This is a genomic window from Pseudescherichia sp. (genome assembly GCF_031979925.1).
Taxonomy (GTDB): domain Bacteria; phylum Pseudomonadota; class Gammaproteobacteria; order Enterobacterales; family Enterobacteriaceae; genus Pseudescherichia.
In genome coordinates this window covers 26,060-45,569 of sequence record NZ_DALZFB010000015.1, presented here as the reverse complement: position 1 = coordinate 45,569, position 19,510 = coordinate 26,060, and the positions used below count along the sequence as shown (strand labels likewise).

The window sequence follows — 19,510 nt, the reverse complement described above, 5'->3', positions numbered from 1 at the left end:
TACTCGCTCCTCAGGCTACCGATGCCACGTTGCTGTTGCGCGCCGCCTGCTGCAGCAGGGTGTCGCGCGGCCCGTCGGCAATCACCTTGCCGTTCTCCATCACCACAATCCGGTCCACCAGGTTCAGCAGCGCCGGGCGGTGGGTCACCAGCACCAGGGTGCGTCCGGTGAGCCACTGCTGGAGCTGGCGGATCACCCACGCCTCCAGCTGCTCATCCATTGAGGCGGTGGGTTCGTCGAGCAGAACAATCTGCGGGTTACGCACGATCAGGCGGCTGAGCAGCACCATCTGCCGCTGACCGCCGGAGAGGCCGCGTCCGCCCTCGTTGATCAGTCGGTCGAGGCTGGCGGCATCCTGCTGCACCATGCCGATCGCCCCGCTGATGCGCAGGGCCTGGATCAGCTCCGCCTCGGTGGCGTGGGGGTGGCCCAGCATCAGGTTCTGCCGCAGGGTGCCGAAAAAGAGGCGCGAATCCTGGGAGAGATAGCCCACCTGGCGGCGAACATCCATGGGATCGATGTGCGCCATGTCGACGCCGTCGATAATCATCTTGCCTTTGCTGGCCTGGGCCTGGCCCGAGAGCAGCTTTAGCAGGGTCGATTTACCCGCCCCGGTCTTGCCAAGGATCGCCACCCGCTCGCCGGGCTTGATCTCCAGACCGTCGATCTGCACCGCCTGATCGCCCTTCTCGGGATCGTAGCTGTACTGCACCTTCTGCGCCTGGTAGTGACCGGCCAGCACCGGACAGTGGGCCATCTTCTGGTCGGCGCTCTTATCCAGCGGCTTCTTGAGCAGATCGTCGAGGCCGTTCATCGCCATTTTGGCATGCTGCCAGCGGGAGAAGACCATGGTCAGCTGCATCAGCGGCGCGATGGTGCGCGACGAGAGCAGGCTACAGGCTACCAGCGTACCGGTCGTAATGTTGCCTTCCATGACCAGATAGCAGCCGAAGACCAGCATCCCGGCATAGGTGATCTGCTGGACGGTAGAGGCCCAGCCGCTCAGGCGTGCACCCCAGACGCGCTGCTTCATGCCGATGTTAGCCCCCACGGCATGGGTGTGCTCCCACTGACGCTGAAAATAGGGCTCGGCCTGTAGGGCTTTAATATCTTCAACACCCTCGATGGACTCCACCAGCACCGCGTTGCGGATCGCGCTCTCACGCATCCCCTCTTTCGCCAGCTTCGCCATCGGCCACTGGACGAGGATCCCAGGGATCACAATCAGCGGAATGGCGATCAGGGGGATGATCACCAGCGGGCCGCCCACCAGCGCCATGATGCCGAGGAACAGCAGTACAAACGGGATATCCATCGCCGCGCCGACGGTGGTCGAGGTGAGCAGCTCGCGCACCTGGTCGATCTCACGCAGCTGGGAGATGAACGAGCCAGTAGATTTGGGGCGAGAATCGTTCTTGATCGCCATCGCCCGGGCAAAGAAGAGCGAGGAGACGTTGAGATCGATATGTTTGCCCATGATGTCGGAGACGTGGGTACGCGCCAGGCGGATCATAAACTCCAGCAGGGCGGCGAACAGCACGCCGATAAACAGCACCCACAGGGTGGGGATCGACTGAGCGGGAATGACGCGGTCATAGACCTGCATCGAGAAGAGGATCCCCGCCAGGGCCAGCACGTTGCCCAGCACCGAGGCCAGGGCGATCTCCGAGAGCTTGCGCTTGGCATGGCGGAAGTGCCGCCAGAACCAGTGCTCCTCCCAGGGACGGGTAAAGTCGTCGATGCGAGAGTCGCGCCCGCGGGCGGCGATGCCTAACATCACCACCTCCGGCTTGACGCGGGTCAGCAGCGTCTCCAGCGCCTCCTCGCGCACCAGATCGCCCCCCTCGCTGAGCCAGTAGGCCACCAGCCCGTCAGCGTCGATAGTCTCCAGCAGCATCAGCTCGCCGGACTCAAGTTGAACGATGACCGGCAGGTTCTGCGCGTTCCAGCGCATCTTCTCCAGCTCCACCACGCGCACCTGCAATCCCATCAGGCCACTTAATCTCTCCAGCCGCGCGTTAAGCGGCAGACTCTCAAACCAGCGCATCTGCTGGCGTACGGCAGGCGCGTCCGCTGGCAGGCCAAATCGCCCTGCCGCACGCACCATGACATTGATCCAGCTCTCGGTATCCGGCTGTTGCATAACTACTCCTTGGCCGTTAGCGCTTAAAGTGATGGCAGGGTATCGCCGATGGTGCGGCTACGCTCAATGCCTAACATATCCAATAGATTATCTGCGGCGGCCGCATAGCGTACCGCGGCATCCCAGGCGTCATAGCGGGCGGTAATCGACGCGGTATCGGCCTGAAACACGTCCTGCTCAATGCTGAGCAGATCGTTAAGGCTGCGTTTGCTCAGGCGATACTCATCGCGGTAGACCCCCCGGGCGCGATCGGCGCTCAGGTACTGGGCATCCCCTGCCCGCTGACGCTGCTGCGCCCCGGTGAGGTCGGCCCACGCGGTAGCGGCGCGCTGGTTGATCTCCAGCTTGCTGGCCTCCACCTGCGCCCGGGCGCTGGCTCTGTCCCCTTCGGCGGCATCAACGCGGGCGCCCACGGCCCCGCCCTGGTAGATAGGGGCATCCACCACCAGCTGCACCTGGTCATCCCAGTAGCTGTCGTCGTCGTTCTGATAGCGCGTCCTGCCCGCCTGCACCGAGACCGTCGGCCAGTGCTGGGCCTGGGCCTGGCGAATGCGATCGTCCGCCGCCAGCTGTCTCGACTGGGCGCTGCGCACCGCATTGCTGCGTTCGTAGGGGAGCGAATTAAGGGTAATTTTCTGCTTCATCAGATCTTCAGGCAGATCGGGGAGCGTGTCCGACATCACGCCGGTGAGCACGCTCAGCGCCGCCTGGGCAGAGCGGGTCTGCGCCTCGTACTGGGCGAGGGAGGCGTTCAGCCCGGCAATGCGCGTTTGCGCCTGTAGCACGTCGGACTGGGAGCTTAGTCCCGCCTCTGCGCGCAGATCCGCCATCTCCTGCACGCTCTGCAATGAGACGATATTTTTGCGCGCCGCCTCGGCCAGCGCCTGGTAGCGCTTAACCTGTAGATAGGTTTGCAGCGTCTCCATCCCTACCTCATTGAGTGAGTTATAGAGATCGTAGCGGTAGGCGTCGGAGAGGTTATGTTGCTCATCGATGCTGCCGCCGGTTTTACCAAAGTCGTAGATCAGCTGCTTAAGGCTGACGCCGCCGGAGCCGTTATTGTTGAGGGAGCCTGCCGAGTCGTTGCGGTGCGAACGCCCAACGTTACCTTGCAGGGATATCTGGGGAAACCAGGCGCTCTGCGCCTCGTCGAGATTGGCCTTTCCAACATGGATCTGCGCCGCCGCCTGGGCAATTTTGGGGTTGCGGGCGAAGGCACGTAAAATTGCTTCTTTGATGGTCAGCTGCGCCTGGAGCTGCTCTCCGGGTGCGGCCTGCCAGTTAAACTGCTCTTCTCCATATGCTGAGGTCATCACGCTCGCTCCGAGCGCGGCCAGCAGAACAACATACAATGCCTTTGCTTTCATCTATCCACCCTGACTGTCCCTGGTGATATTTTTATAATCTTTTATGCCTCATCCCTGAGGCATAAAGGACAGGGATAACGCTATACCATATTGACGTGCAGCCCTTGCTGGACCAGCACATCGCCTAACGTCGTGTTTTGTGCACTGTTGTGATAGACATCGAACTGCATTCCGTCCACTTCGCGCTGTCCGCTGATGGCCCAGATGTCGTTCGCCCCATGCACCAGGTTCACCTGATCGCCGTTACTGCCTTTAATTACCAGATCGTCTTCCGGCTTATCGGTCACCGTCAGCGCTTCGTTCAGATCGAGCGTCAGGCTGTTAGTACCCGATTTACCAAGGTCGATGATCTCGATGTTGTGAACACGGCTCGCGGTATCAATAAGGTTAAGGATCATATTGACGCCATCCAGCACCAGGGTATCGGTGCCCGCCCCGCCGTTGATATCGATAAAGCCCAGCGTCGAGAGATGGATCGTGTCGCTACCCTCGCTACCCTGCACGCTGTCACCGCTCTGCTGCGTTCCGTCAGCCAGCGTGATGCTCAGGCCGCCAATGGTGAAGGCATCCTCAGCCGTCGCGCTCTGGTCGCTGGCGTCAGCGGTATTCTCCTCACTACTGGTCGCCGCAACACGGCTCACGGCGGCAGGCGCGGTGCTGCTCTCCTCCGTGGTCTGCTGGGTGGTATCGCTGCTCTCTATCGCGCTTGCCGACAGCAGCGAGAAGCTGGTGGCTTCTGCTGCCAGGGCCTGCGCACCGACTGGCGGTGTGGTGGTGGGGTTGCTGCCGTTGAGGCCAACGTTCAGGTATCCCACGTTCCCAGCAGCATCTGCTGCATAGAGATTGAGGACGGTGCTTAGCGATAAAATCCTTGCTAAATCAAGCCCTACATCAAGCGTAGTTGACCACCTGCCATCTGCACCGGTTATTGCCGTCGCCTGCGCAAGATTGAGCAGGTTCAGGTGCACCAACGCGCCCTGACCGAGGTTGTTTGAGGTCCCGCTGATGGTCAGCTTCGCCGAGCCGAGCAGGCCGGTAAGCACGCCACCCAGTAAGCCCAGCAGGTTGGTAACCGGGTTGATAGCCAGCGTCGGCTGGGTCAGCTTGACGCTAACGTCCGCCTCGGTTGCCGTGGTGTTACCTACCCGGTCCGTTACCGCTACGCCGACCTTCAGCGCCCCAGTGGCGAGGTTTTGCAGCACCGAGTTGCTGACCGTGGCCGTCCAGTTACCCGCCGCGTCGACGAGAGCGTTGATCGGCGTCCCACCAAGGGTAACGACAACCGACGCCCCTGCCGGTACACCGCCGATTTTACCGCCGATGACCTGGCCCGACGCCGCCTCATTAATGTTGAGGTAGCCGTCGTTACCAAATAGCGAAGTCAGCGAGATGGTCGGCAGGTTGTGAGTGATCACATCCAGCAGCGAGGTGGCGGTGGCGTTTTTGCCTGCCGGGTTGACCAGGCTGGCGTTCACCGTTAGCGTCCCATCCAGCAGCGCCGCAAGGTCGGTTTTTGGCACCGAGACTGACCAGTTGCCGTTGGCCGCCACCGTTGACTGGTAGGTTTTACCGCCAAGGGAGACGTTGACCAGCGAACCGGCCGCGTTGGTACTGGTCCCGGTAATCACCTGCGCGCTGAGGATCTCCGCCGCGTTCAGACCGTTGCCGCCGAACAGGGTGTTGATCAGCAGCGACGGTGCCTGCTGGATAGCGACCGTCAGATCCTGTGCGGTGTTAGCAACGTTACCGGCCACGTCGCGGGCGGTGGCGGTGACCTGCAGCAGGCCGTCAGCCAGTCCTTGTAAGGAGGCAGTCGGCACCGGCAGCTGCCAGGTCCCGTTGGCTCCCACGGTGGTGGTCAGACTCAATGGCCCGATTCTGACGTCGATAATTGTTCCGGCCGCCAGGTTACTACTGGTGCCCGACAGCAGCGGCGTAGAGAGCAGATCGCCCAGATCCAGCGTGCCGTTACCAAATAGCGGATTCAGGCCCAGGGTTGGCAGATTCTGTACGATGGCATTCACCACCTGGTTGCCGGTCACCACGTTGCCCACTGTATCCACCACGCTGGCGGTAACGTTGAGCGCACCGTTAACTACGCTACCCGCTAACGCGCCTGCTGGCACCGTTACCGACCAGACGCCGTCAACGACGTTGCCGACAAAGTTCTGGCCCGCCATGCTCAGGTTAACGACCCCGGAGGCGAGGCCAGCCGCCGTACCACTGATGGTCTGCGCTACGTCAAGATCGGCAAGGTTGATGTAACCATCGTTACCAAACAGCGTGTTGATCACTACCGTCGGCAGGTTAGCCAGGCCTACCCGCACCTCGACCGGGGCGGCGATCTGCGCGCTGTTGCCGTCCGGGGTGACAATGGTCACCTGCGGCTGGAAGGCACCGTCCAGCAGGCCGGTCAGATCGGACGGAGCCAGGTTGATAGAGAACGCACCGCCCGCCGCGACCGAGCCGAGGAAGGTTTTACCTGCCACCTGCACCTCGACGCGGGAGCCTACCGGGGCGTTGCCCACGACGCCGCTGATAGTCTGGTTCAGCAGCGAGTCGGCTACGTTGAGCACGTTGTCGGTAAACACCGCCAGGCTGTTAAGCACCGGAGCCACCAGATCCACCTTAATCAGCGCGGTCTGGCTCGCTGGGTTGCCGTACTGGTCGAGGGCGCTGATGGTAATCGGTACGTCCCCCGAACCAACGCCTTGCAATAGAGCCTGAACCGCTGCCGGCAGGTTCACGGCCCAGCGACCGCTACCGTCAACGTTGGTGGTAAAGGCCTCTGCATCACCGATCTGGATAGTCAGCTGCTGTCCGGCCAGACGCGTTGAGGTGCCGCTCAGGGCTGCGCCCAGCAGCTCAGGGATGCTCAGCACGCCGTCGCTAAACAGCGGGTCAAGCCCAATGGTTGGCAGGGCACGCGCAACGTTAAAGCTGGCGCTGGTGTTGACCACATTGCCAAAGGCATCGGTGATCGCCAGGCCCACGCTCGCCTGACCATCCGGCAGGGTATTAAGCAGCGTATCCGGCAGCACCGCTGACCAGGTGCCGGTAACGGTATCGACCACCGCATCGATCGCCTGCCCACCGAAGTTGACCACCATTCCCGTGACGTTTGCCGCGTTGTTGAGCGTCCCGGTCAGAGTCTGGGCAACGCCGCTCTCCACGCTGTTAAGCACGTTGTCCGCCGTCATCAGGATATCGCCCACCACCGGCAGGTCGGTCAGCGCCAGGCCAACATCAACAATCTCCTGACGGGTATTACCGTTGGCGTCGATGACGTCAAACTGCAACGCAACGGTGTCGGTGAGCAGTCCCTGCCACAGGGTCGGCGGCAGGTTGACGGAGAAGCGACCGTCCGGACCCACCAGCAGATCGTTGATGGTGATATCCGTGCCTACCAGCGTCAGGTTGACCCGCGCGCCCCGGTAGTCGCCGCTGACCTGCCCCGTCAGGGTCTGGGTAATCAGCGACTCGGCTACGTTCAGGATGCCATCGCCGAAGAAGAGCGAGTCAAAGAGCACGCCCAGCGTCGGGTTGAGCGCCACGTTCAGCGCAACGTTGTTGGTGGAGACATTACCCGCGCTATCCCGTGAAGTGATGCTGATCACCTGCGCGCCATCGGTCAGGGTAGAGAAATCGATATTTGGGAAGTTATAGCGCCAGTTCCCCTGCTCATCGACCTGCCCGGTCCAGCTGATAGGCCCAAGCTGAATGGTCACCTCGTTGCCCGGATCGCCGGTCCCCTGCAGCAGCAGCCCCGTCGCCGCACTGACGGTGTTGAGCACCGCCGGAACGCCCAGGGCATCAACGTAGAGCAGCGGCGCGCTGGCATCGACCGTTATTGGCTGGGTGGTACTTTGCGGGTTGCCTGCCGCATCGGTAATGGTGGCCGTCAGCGGATAGGTACCGTCGGCCAGTCCTGCAACGTCGCTCTGCGGAACGGTTACCGCCCATTCGCCCTGAGGATTGACCGTCGCATAGTAGGTTTTACCGTTGAGGGTTACCTGCACGTCGCGGCCCGGCTCGCTGGCAGTCCCGCTGATGGTCTGGCTCAGCCCCTTCTCATCAATATTGACAACGTTATCGCCAGCAAAGCTGTTCAACGTGATGGTTGGCGCAAGGGTATCGACGACAAACGCCTGCGCTGCGGTAAAGCCTGGCGTGGTCACGCTCTCGACGCCAAGGGTATGTGGTCCGTCACCCAGCAGCGCGCGTGGCACGTTAAAGGCCCAGCTGCCATCTGGTGCAATGGTCGCTGTGCCAATCACGGTTCCATCCAGCACGACGTTAACTGTTCCCGTCACGTTAGTTGCCCGGCCACTGATTGGCAGGGTATCGTTAGAGAATTCGTTGGCGTTAACGAGGTTATCGCCCGCAATAACGTCCAGCGTCAGGAAGGCTGGCGGCGGGGTGAGCTCGACCGTCAACGTACCGCCATCGATCGATACCAGGTTACCAGCACGATCCGTGGCCTGAACGGTGATAGTGCCCGCCGTCAGCCCAGCCATATCCGCAGGCGTCAGCTGCAGCGTCCAGCTGCCGTCCGCCTGAATAGTGGTGTTAAAGCTGCGACCGTTCGGGAAGGTAACCTGCAGCGGCGACCCGGCTTCAAGGTTGGTTGAGGTTCCGGCAATGGTCTGTACCGTCTGGCTCTCGTCGTAGGTCAGGACGTTATCGCCCGCAAACGGCGTTGTAACCGCCAGTCCCGGCTGATCGATCAGGATAGTGACCGGTGCGCTGGTGCTATTTGTGTTACCCGCCCCGTCAATCACCGTGACCTGCACAGTCTGATCCCCGCGTGCAACCCCTGCCCAGTCGGCAGCGGTCAGCGGCAGGGACCAGGTGGTGCCGTCTACCGGCACGTTAGCAAAGAGCTTGCCACCCACCGTCACGTTAACTTGCGTTCCCACCGGGTAAGGCGAGGTAAAGCTGCCAGCAATGGTATTCGTGCCGCTCGCCTCATCAACGTTGACAATGTTGTCGCCAAACAGCGGCGTAGTAATGGTCACATTCGGCGGGGTCAGCGCCACCTGATACGTTACCGGGGCAGTAGCACTGTTGCCGAACTGATCTTCGGCATAGATCACCAGCGTGTGCGGCCCCTGGTCCAGCGACTGCAGTGAGCCAGCCGGCAGGTTAACGGTCCAGGTACCATCCTCCAGCACGGTTGCGGTATACGGCGTGCCGTTAACGTCAACGCGGATAGTGACATACTGGTTAGGCCCGATCACTTGGGTAGAGCCGGTGATCTGTGTAGCCCCAGCCGCTTCGGCGATGTTGAGAACGTTATCGCCAAACAGCGGATCAGCAATTGGCGCTGGCAGTGAAGTACGCACCTGGAAACTGCCCGCATCGGTATCAGTATTCCCCGCGCGGTCGCTAACGGTCACCTCGAAGGTTGGGGTGGTGTTATTTGCCAGATCTTGCAGATCGTCAGCTGGCAGGGTGATGATCCAGTCGCCGTTCTCCTGCACCGTCTCGGTATAGGTCTGCCCGGTGCTCAACGTGACGCTGACAGTTTGTCCCGGACCGGTGACCCCGGTATTGCCGCGCAGCAGCTGATCGCTTTGCGACTCGGTGAAGTTCAGCGTGCCATCGCCAAACGGCGTGACAAACTGGGCCTGCGGCAGGGCATCAACAATCGCCTCAAAGCTGCCCTGCCCGATAATTTGGTTACCGGCAACATCGGTAACAATAATGTTTACGCTCAGGACGCCATCCGGCAGCGCCTGCAGCTGTGCTGCGGTCAGCGGCAGCGTCCAGGTTGCCCCGTCTACCGTCGCGGCAACGGCCGGACCGTTGTTGATGCTGACCAGCACGCTGCCCACCTGCCCTGCGGGCACGCCCGTTGAACCGGTAAGCGCCGAGTCAGCCTGCGTCTCGGCAAAGTTCAGGATGCCGTCGGTAAAGGCGGTATTCAGCGCTGGCGGCGTCAGCGCATCGGTACGGACGATAAACTCCTGCGCTGGCGAGGTGGAGACGTTGCCCGCCCGGTCAGTAATCGTCACCGTCATGGTATGGGTGGCGTCAGTAAAGGCGTTAAGCTGCTCTGGCGTTAGCGGCACCGTCCAGTTGCCGTTAACGTCTACGGTACCGACAAACTCCTGCAGGCCATCCACTACGATCCTCACCTGCTGGTTTGGCCCGGCCTGGCCGGTGGAGCCGGTAATTTGCGCCCCGGTATTAGCCTCCTGCTGGTTAAGATAACCATCACCAAACAGCGTCGGCGGCAGCTCTGCCACCGGTCCAACGCGTACCACGTCGAGGCTGGTGCTGGCCGTCGCCGGGTTACCAAACGCATCAAGCGCCGTTACCGTAACAGGCAGGATACCGTTACCCGCCAGCGCGCCGCCCGGTACGGTCACGGCCCAGGTGGCACCGGTTACGGTGCCAGTGAAGAGCTGCCCACCAATGTTAACCTGTACTGCCGTGCCGGTTGGCAGGCCGCTAACCGTCCCTGTCAGCGTAGTCCCCGCCGCCAGCTCTGCCGAGCTGACGATATTATCGCCAAAGACAGGGTTGAGCGTAATGGCTGGGGCATTCTGGGTATTGACGTTAATCGACACCGGCACAGGCTGAACATTGCCCTGCGGATCGGTGACGCTGAAGTTTAGCTGTGAGGTGCCCTGCGGCAGCGACTGCAAATCCGCCGCCGGAATAATCATGCTCCAGCCACCGTTATCGTCAATGACTGCTGCAATGGTTTTGCCGTTAATGGGCAGTAGCACCGTCAGGCCCGGCGTACCGGTCCCGGTGATGGTTTGATCCAGCAGCGACTCGGCGATATTGACCCGGTTATCTTCCAGGAAGGAGCCTGCGGTCTGCACGGTAAGCAGCGGCGGCGTCAGATCGACGCCAACGGTATGCGTAGCCTGGGCACTGTTCTGCGCCGCATCCACCGCCGTGGCGGTGACGGTATAGGTGATGCCGTCCGCGAGGGTCTGCACCACCGGCTGCGGCACGACAAACTGCCAGCTACCGTTGCTGCCTACGGTCGCGCTGTAGGGCGCGCCAGCAAAGGTGACGCTGATCACCGTACCCGCCGCCAGATTGGTCGACGAGCCGCTAATGATCAGGTCACGACCCTGCTCCTGAATATTGACGATGTCATCCTGCGCCACGGTATTGACGGTCAGCGTCGGCTGAGAAGCCGGGGTAGCAGCAAAGGTCACGTTCTGTGCCCCGGTCGCCACGTTGCCAGCGAGATCGCTCACCTGTACGCTAATGGTTTGCGTCCCGTCGGCCACCGCCGCCAGCGCCGTAGCCGGAATATCCAGCGTCCAGCTGCCGTCTGCCTCAACGTCGGTGGTGTAGGTCTGACCGTTCAGGGTGACGGTGACCGTCCGTCCCTCCTCCACGCGTGTGGTGGTGCCGCTGACCGTCAGCGGACTCTGTGCCTCCAGCGCGTTGACAAAGTTGTCGGCCGCGACGGTATTCACCGCAATCAGCGGGGCATTTAGCGGCGAGGCATCGAGGGTAAAGCTGCCTGGGATGATAGTGGTATTCCCCGCCGGATCGGTGATCCTCGCCGAGATAGCCACCGGACCGTCAGCAACGTTCGCCAGCGCCCCGGCAGGCAGCGTAATGCTCCAGGTCCCGTCCGCCTGCAGAATCGCATCGTAGTTCTGGCCGTTGACCAGCACGATCACCGCCTGCACGTTCTGGGCATCGTATGGCCCACCGGTACCGCTGATCACAATCGGCCCGCTGGCTTCACTGCCGTTGACGATGTTATCCGCCGTCACGTCATTGATGGTCAGCAGCGGTGATACAGTATCGACATTCAGCGGTGCGGTCTGGGTACTCTGGTTGCCCACCGCGTCCGCGACGGTCACCGTCACCGTATGGGAACCCTGTCCCAGCGCAATGATTTGCGCTGGGGTCAGCGGCAGCGTCCAGTTGCCGTTGGCATCCACCGTGCCGCTTATTGGCGCGTTGTTATCCAGCTGGACGGTGACGCTCTGGCCTGCGCCACGGCTGCCGGTGGTCCCGGTCAGCGCACCACCTGCCGCTGCTTCCAGGGCGTTGATCGTGCCATCGCCAAACGGTGTGTTAATGGTCGCCAGCGGCAACTGCTGGGTGACAATCAGGAACTGCTGCTCGCTGGAAAGCGCTACGCCGTTAACATCCACCGAGGAGACGGTCACGGTTGCCGTACCGTCGCTGATGAGCGCGGCAGCGGCATTCGGTACGGTCACCGTCCAGAAACCGCCTGCGTTCACTACGGCCTGGTACTGCTGTCCATTGAGGGTCACAGTAACCGGCGTTCCTTCGGCAATGCGTACTGAAGTGCCGCTAACGGTAATGCCATCGCTGATATCCGCCAGGCTGAGGGCGTTATCCCCTTCTACCGGGTTGATGAGCAGCGCACTGGCGGTAGAGTCCACGGCGAAGTCAACGTTCACTGGTGTAGAGACGTTGCCCGCGCTGTCCGTTACCGTCACCGTCAGCTGCTGAGGGCCGTCGCCGAGGCCGCTCAAGGCTGCGGCTGGCACCGACACCGACCAGCTACCGTCGGCGCTAACCACCGCGCTGAGCGGCTGACCATTGATAGTAAGGGCCACCGTTGCGCCCGGTTCGGCGGGCACGGTGCGGCCGGTCAGGGTAAAGCCGTTTGCCAGCTCGGCAGGATCGAGCACGTTGTCGCGGGTCACCGGATCGACCACCAGGTTCGGCGGTGTGGCGTCCAGGTTCACGCCCCGGGTAACGGTCGTTACGTTGCCTGCCGCATCGGCCACGGTCACGGTATAGGTGACCTGTCCGTCAGGCAGAGCCGCCAACGCGCCGGCAGGCAGCGTCACCACCCAACTGCCCGGCGTTACGCCAGGCAGTGCCGTGTAGCCGACACCGTTGACGTTCACGGTAACCTGGGTGGCATCAGGCGAGGTGATATTGATGGCTTGATTGCTCTGCACCTCCGTGCCGTTGAGCGTATCCGTACCGTTGATAGGCTGGACGGTCACCTCCGGCGGCAGCTTATCCACGGTGAACGGGATAGTCTGCGAGGCGTCATTGCCTGCGGCATCGGTGACCGTGACGTCAAAGGATGCAGCGCCGTCCGGCAGGGTAGTCAACGCCCCGGCAGGCAGCACAACCGACCAGCTACCGTCCGTAGCAACGGTACCGACGTACTGCTGGCCGTTGAGGGTAGCGACAACCGTCTGCCCTGGGCCGGTAACTCCCGTATTACCGGTCACGAACTGATCCAGCCCTGACTCAGCAAGATTAACCACACCGTCACCAAATGGCGTATTGACCACCGCCTCAGGCAGGTCGTTAATCATTACCGTAAAGATATGACTGTCGATAACGGCGCCGTCAGGACCGGTGGCAGTGGCCGTGACCACGGCAGGGCCATCCGGCAACGCCAGCAGATCGGCGGATCCTACCGTGACCTGCCATGCACCGTTCGCACCAATAGTCCCCGTGTAGGTTTGACCATTGAGCGTTACAGTGACAACGGTATCTACCGGCAGTCCGGCGCTGTTGCCGTTGATAACCAGATCGCTACCCGCTTCATCAAAGTTCAGGTAGTCATCGGTGGAGATAATGCTGATCGCCACCGCATCAACGGTAGTATCAACGGTAAAGGTATGTTCGACTGAGGTCGTCTGGCCGTAGCCGTCGGTCACGCTGACGCTCAGCGTGTTAGTACCGTCCGAAAGCTTTTGCAGCTCTACGGCGGGCAGAGTTACGCGCCAGCTGCCGCCTGCATCCACGCTGCCCTGATAGCTGCCCGATCCGAGGGTAACGATAATCACGCTACCCGGCTCGGCATTGGTTACCGTCCCCTGCAGGATCTGGTCGACCCTGAGCTCAGCTGCATCCAGATCGTTACCGTCGGTCAGCGCCTGGACAGTGAGCGCTGGCAAGGTGGTTTTCACATCAATATTTTGCGTGACGGTCTGAGTGTTCCCCGCCACATCGGTCAGCGTTACCGTTAGTGGGTAGCTGCCCTGGCTCAGCTGCAACAGGTCAGTAGCCGGAAGCGGCAGCTGCCATTTGCCATCCGAACCCACGGTGGTGGTGTAGGTATTGCCGTTCAGGGTGACCGTTATCGGCTGGCCGCGTTCGGCAACCGAGCTGATACCGTTCAGAACCTGATCCTGTCCCAATTCCTGGGCGTTGAGTTTGCCATCCGCCGTTAGCGGCAGCAGGCTGAGCGCTGGCAGGCTGGTGTCAACCTGCGCGGTGCTGGTCAGCGGGGAACTGTTGCCCGCGGCATCGCTGGCGTTAACGTTAATGGTCAGCAGCCCATCCGGGATCGCCTGCATATCGCTGGCCGGAACGGTGACGCGCCAGTTGCCATCACCGTCCACCAGCGCCTGATAGGTATTTCCTGCCAGCTGTACGCTGACGCTCTGCCCGCTACCGGAGACGCCGGTGTTACCGCTCAGGATCTGATCCTGACCTTTCTCTACGCTGTTAAGATAGCCATCACCAAACGGCGCATCGATGGTCGGGATCGGCAGATAGTGGATCTGCACGTTCAGCGTATGGGTATCGCCTGCCGACTCCACGCCCTGGGTGACGACTGCCTCTACGGTGTTGGGACCGTCAGGCAGCAGCAGCAGATCGGCTGAAGGGATCTGTACGCTCCAGTTACCTGCGGCATCAATGGCGCTCACGGCATACTCTTTGCCGTTAAAGCGGACCACAATATTGACGTCTGGCCCAGTCACCGTCGTCACACCACGCACTTCAAGCGGACTCTGCGCCTCGCTGGCATTCAGGTAGTCGTCAGTTGAGAGAATGGCAATGGCGATGCCGGTCTGGGTACCGTCAACGTTGATGGTTTCGGTGCGTACTACCGGCGTACCGTTGGCATCGTTTACCGAGACGGTGAGCGGATTATCTCCCTGTGCCAGTGAGGAGAGGTCGCCCGCTGGCAAAATGGTTTTCCAGCTACCGTCACCCATAACCTCCGCATAATAGGTTTTATTGCCGAGAGTAATGGTGACCACCTGCCCCGCCGGGATATTCACGGTTTGCCCGGAGAGCGTCTGGCTCAGCAGCAGCTCGGCAGTATTGAGGATGTTATCCCCCGTTACCGGATCGACAATAACCTGTGGGCTGGTGAAGTTCGTGGTGAAATCTGTTTGCCCGGTAGTGATGTTGCCCGCCCGGTCAACGATCTGATACTCCACAGTGTAGGGCTGGCCATCCTGCAGCTGTTGGATGTCGCCCTGCGGAATGCTCAGCTGCCAGCGGCCAAGGCTATCCACCGTAGTGGTGTAGCTCTGACCGTTCAGCGTTACCGTCACCACGCTGCCCTGATCTTCGCTGCTGGAGAAGCCGCGCACGATTTTGTCAGAGCCTAGCTGGGAGCTATCGAGCGTATCGTTTGGTACGAAGGGAGTCAGCTGCAGCGCGGGCGGAACGGTATCCACCCAGAGATCCATTGAGGTGCTAACGGAGCGACCTTCACTGTCAGTCAGTACCACCCTCAGCACCCGCAGGCCCTGGGGCAATGACTGAAGAATGTCAGCGGGCATTTCAAGGTTCCAGCTGCCATCGGCGTTGACCTGGGTGGTCCAGGTATATTGCTCAACGGTGACGACAATCTGGCTTCCGGCATTCTCTGCTTCTGTGCCACCGCTCAGTATCTGGTTAGCACTGACCTCTTGCTGATTCAGCATATTGTCGCCAGTGAGCGGAGCAACCCACAGCGTGGAGACAGGCGGCGTCGTCTCGCCACCATCGTCAGGAGGCGTGGTTCCACCGTCGTCCGGCGGCGTGGTTCCACCATCGTCCGGCGGCGTAGTTCCGCCATCGTCCGGCGGTGTAGTTCCGCCATCATCCGGCGGTGTGGTTCCGCCATCGTCCGGCGGTGTGGTTCCGCCATCATCCGGCGGCGTAGTTCCGCCATCATCTGGCGGCGTGGCTCCGCCATTGTCCGGTGGAGTCCCATCGATAGGCGGAAGGACGCCATTATCCTCCGCCTCCTGGCGATTGCTGCCGCTACCGCCTCCTCCCGCAGCTGCTGCAATACCGACAATACCTCCGACTGCGGCTACCCCACCCAGTACGGCTAATGCAGAGATCCCGCCTGCGCCTACAAGAGAATCTACAGATGCTTCAGAAAGTGCCGGCACGATTGCCTCTGCCGTAGCAGGCGCGGCGGCGTCAGCAAAGGGGAAGACAGCGTGATGTGAACCCAGATTGTCTTCAAAAATCAGCTCGCTGTGTAAGCCATTCTCATCAAGCACAAAAAAGCGTTGATAGCGTACTGTCGTGCCGTCGTTCATATGGACGATCAGGTCATTCCCTTCACGCTGATAATAATTAACGGACTCTGGAGAAGCATTAATACGTACAATGCTTGTTTGCGTCAGATTGACAACGCGATCGGCATTTTGGGCATATTGGCTAACGACATCACCAGTTCTTTGATTTATAATATCCACTGATCCAGTAGGGCTAATTGGGGGAGCCATATAATGTCCTCTTGCTATTTAGGGCGCTATTTTGTGCATTTGCCAGCCTTATTTTTGGCGTAGGGGTGACGCGGCCAAAATAAAATGGCAGAAATTAGTCATATTGCCGATAACGAAGCGATATCTTTATAAGCTATTGATTTTCAGTGATTTTATACCTTTTACCTAACCGAAACGCAGAAATCATCTCATTCAAATATATAATCAATACTCTGAAATTAGGCAAACTCTCAAGACACAAAATTTCACAATTTTTTAAATACAGAATATATTCTTAACAAAGCAGCTGTTATTTAAGTGCCACTTAAATAGTACAGCCTGTAAATAAATATAATTTCAATAATTAACATGACCTATAACGCCAATATGACGATATATCCTATATGGTAGATATTGAATATATTCTCCCTGCCTGCAAAGGCTGAATAATCACGATAAAATAACGGCAACTGAGCCTTGCAGGCCTGATAAGCTGCGCTTGCTCATACTTCAACCGATTGAAGCTCATGCGAATGTTGTAGCGATATGGACTGGTGCGCCGATGGGAAAACCTGTTATACTGTAGTCAACACATTGGGGCTGATTCTGGATTCGACGGGATTTGCGAAACCCAAGGTGCATGCCGAGGGGAGGTTTGCCTCGTTAAAAGCCTCAAAAAAATAGTCGCAAACGACGAAAACTACGCTTTAGCAGCTTAATAACCTGCTTCGAGCCCTCTCTCCCTAGCCTCCGCTCTTAGGACGGGGATCAAGAGAGGTCAAACCCAAAAGAGATCGCGCGGATGCCCTGCCTGGGGTTGAAGCGTTAAAACTAATCAGGCTAGTTTGTTAGTGGCGTGTCTGTCCGCAGCTGGCAAGCGAATGTAAAGACTGACTAAGCATGTAGTGCCGAGGATGTAGAAATTTCGGACGCGGGTTCAACTCCCGCCAGCTCCACCAAATAAAACAAGGGGTTACGTGAAAACGTAGCCCCTTTTTTTTGGTAGTGGCGGTAAAAGACGACAGATGGTTTGAGTGATGGCAATGATGTAACACTATGCTAAAGACGTTCCCACTACCTTTTCGCTGCCCGTTCGGCATTGCTCCGGATAGTATAGGTACGATTGAGTACTCGACTTTTTCTCCGTACCCACCATGTAGTTGCCCTGCTGTGCTTCTGACTGTTTCTTGGTTTTGTGCTCTTACGTCTATGCCTCACTACGGTAGGTTCTTTTTCTCCGGTTGGCGGGCATGTGATCCGCTGGCAATAACGACATTCCCCCCTCCCCGGCGGCGATCTTATGCCACGACTTTTCTCGTCGGGTGTTCGGGGTTTGACAAAAATCACTTTCAAAAAAGATTTCTTATCTTTAGCGTCCCAGGGCTTCCCGCTGTAGTACTGTGTTTTTCTCATTTGTTGATACACATACATAACTAATCAGCATGGTTTTCATTCTGTTAAAATCAAGAATTATGCTATTCCTCTGATAAATATTGATTTTCTATAACGTTTACCTATCAATATCCAAATTTACTAATAACCTATAAATTGTTATAGTTCATCGTTATCAACAACTTACTAAGATATGTTTATAAATGAAGAGATCATTAGAAACTTTTGTCAACAGTTATAAATGTGTAAATATTCGCGCATATCCTTTCGATATTATATTCTCATTATTGATTATTTATTTCTCAAGCCATTCTATCGAGGCTTTAAATCATAATGGACATCTCAAGTCAACACTCGACTTAGCACTTCGTTTTATTTGGTTGTCATCTCCTCTCTTATTTTTGTATGTATTGCTAAGATTAATGTTTCTTCCATTATTTTTATGTGCTTACTTGGTATATGGCACAAGTATAATGCTGTCCTTTATAAACAACACAAAAATGGCATTAACTGGAGAGCCTTTGTCATTTAATGATGTTGTATTGGGTACCAATTTAAGTGTGGCTGGCAGATACCTTAGTCTGACATCCATTAGCATTGTTATTAGTGCACTTATTATTGCAATTGCTTCTGTGTTTTTAAGCAAAAAAATAATTACAACAAAAGGCAATTATGTGACATTACTATTGTTAATTATTTTAATTTTGCCTTTTTCATTTTATTCATACATTAACGTACTATTTGGCCCAAATGGCAAATTGGCTGAAGGTATGAATATAGCCTCGTCAAAACTTAACATTATGTACATGCAGTGGAATTGGAATGATAATGTGACTTATAATGGTCTGCCGATGCATTTAATCCAAACCAGCGTAAGAAAGTCTATACCAAATTCAACAAGCGAAGAGCGATTAAGATATTTGCAGGAAAAAAAATCCATCTTTTTATCTAATGCAAAACACAAAACCATTATCTATATTTTATGTGAGGCATGTTGGTACAATCAAAAACACTTCCGAGATGGTTTTAAGCCTCTGATTGATGAGGGATACGTCGAGTTACGAGCAACGTCACCAATCTATGGTGGTGGAACTGCAAATGCTGAATTTGAAATGTTGACTGGTTTACCAAGCAACTCCAGGAAGCTAACAGGGATCATATATCAAGAATATTCAAGTGCATTTAAATCTCATGCTGACACATTACCCAACTCTTTAAAAGAAAAAGGTTACAAGACGTTTGCTGCACATAATTTCCATAAAAACTTTTGGAATAGGGATAAAGTTTATAATAAATTTGGCTTTGACAATTTCTTTGGCCTTTCTGACATGGATGCTTTACCTCCAGAATATGCCAGCACAAAAAAAGCCTGGCAGTGGCAACCAGATGATTATCTACTTTACAGTGCTGCATTAAAAGCTATTAAAAACTCAGATTCTGAAAAGAACTTCTTAAGTTTGATTACCATGTCAACTCATGGCCCTTATCAACACATTAATGACTATGGAGAAGGTGTTTATACTTACCAAATTAATGAAGCGATTGAAAGGCTTTCACAGTTTTCAATGCAGGTAGAAAAAATAGATCCAGATGCTGTAATTGTTGTCTATGCCGACCATAAGCCAGCTCTTAATAAATATTTTTTTGAAAATAAAGTATTTCCAAAAAACATCTTCAGTAAAATTGGCGAAGAAAAAGATGACGACTTCGTGTTTAAGACTAATGTAACACCTGTCGATTTTGGTGATGTCCCAATTCTTATTAAATCAAAAGATAAAGAGGCGCTTCAAATTATGGTTAATGAAGCAAACGGAAAGCCTTTTTTTTGCGTGACCTCATTATTGGATAAATACTTCATTCAATCTGGCTTGGTATCATTTAACTACAATATGGAGCATGTCTGCGGAACTAAAGAAAATGTTAATTATGAAGAGCTTATTAACATGACTCCAGAGTGGATTTACTCTATGTCATTGTTCCAGAATTAGATTTTTGAAAGTTCATAGGTATAGCAACCGTGATCGCAGTGGCTGCTGATGCATGTTGATACAGCAGCCCTCATTGTGGCCTATAACTCTCTGCAGCACAGGCTACTTGATGTCCGGTGCGATGGTAGCATTAATCGCTATCACTACGTCGATATAATCCAGCACTCAATGAGCAGAGTCTAGAGTAAGGGCAGA

The 19,510-nt window shown here is 56.9% G+C and carries 4 protein-coding genes and 1 other RNA gene; 2 read left to right on the top strand and 3 right to left on the bottom strand.

Annotated elements, in window-relative coordinates:
* Positions 1 to 10 precede the first annotated feature (10 nt).
* The 3 genes from RTM13_RS18705 to RTM13_RS18695 form a co-directional block, all read right to left on the bottom strand.
* On the bottom strand, positions 11 to 2,143 hold the full coding sequence (locus RTM13_RS18705; RefSeq protein WP_312214084.1) for a type I secretion system permease/ATPase: 2,133 nt from the start codon (positions 2,141 to 2,143) through the stop codon (positions 11 to 13).
* A gap of 23 nt (positions 2,144 to 2,166) precedes the next feature.
* Positions 2,167 to 3,456, bottom strand: coding sequence for a TolC family outer membrane protein (locus RTM13_RS18700; protein ID WP_312214136.1), 1,290 nt, complete (start codon positions 3,454 to 3,456; stop codon positions 2,167 to 2,169).
* Positions 3,457 to 3,590: 134 nt separating this feature from the next.
* The gene (locus RTM13_RS18695) at positions 3,591 to 15,956 is read right to left on the bottom strand and encodes an Ig-like domain-containing protein (protein WP_312214083.1); all 12,366 of its coding nucleotides are present in this window, start codon (positions 15,954 to 15,956) and stop codon (positions 3,591 to 3,593) included.
* 575 nt (positions 15,957 to 16,531) lie between these two features.
* On the opposite strand from RTM13_RS18695, the gene ssrA reads away from it, so the two are divergent.
* Together ssrA and RTM13_RS18680 are read left to right on the top strand one after the other, a co-directional pair.
* Positions 16,532 to 16,894, top strand: a transfer-messenger RNA (tmRNA) gene (gene ssrA / locus RTM13_RS18690).
* Between the two features lie 933 nt (positions 16,895 to 17,827).
* A complete protein-coding gene (locus RTM13_RS18680) occupies positions 17,828 to 19,315 on the top strand; it encodes an LTA synthase family protein (protein WP_312214081.1) in 1,488 nt (495 codons plus the stop codon).
* Positions 19,316 to 19,510 lie beyond the last annotated feature (195 nt).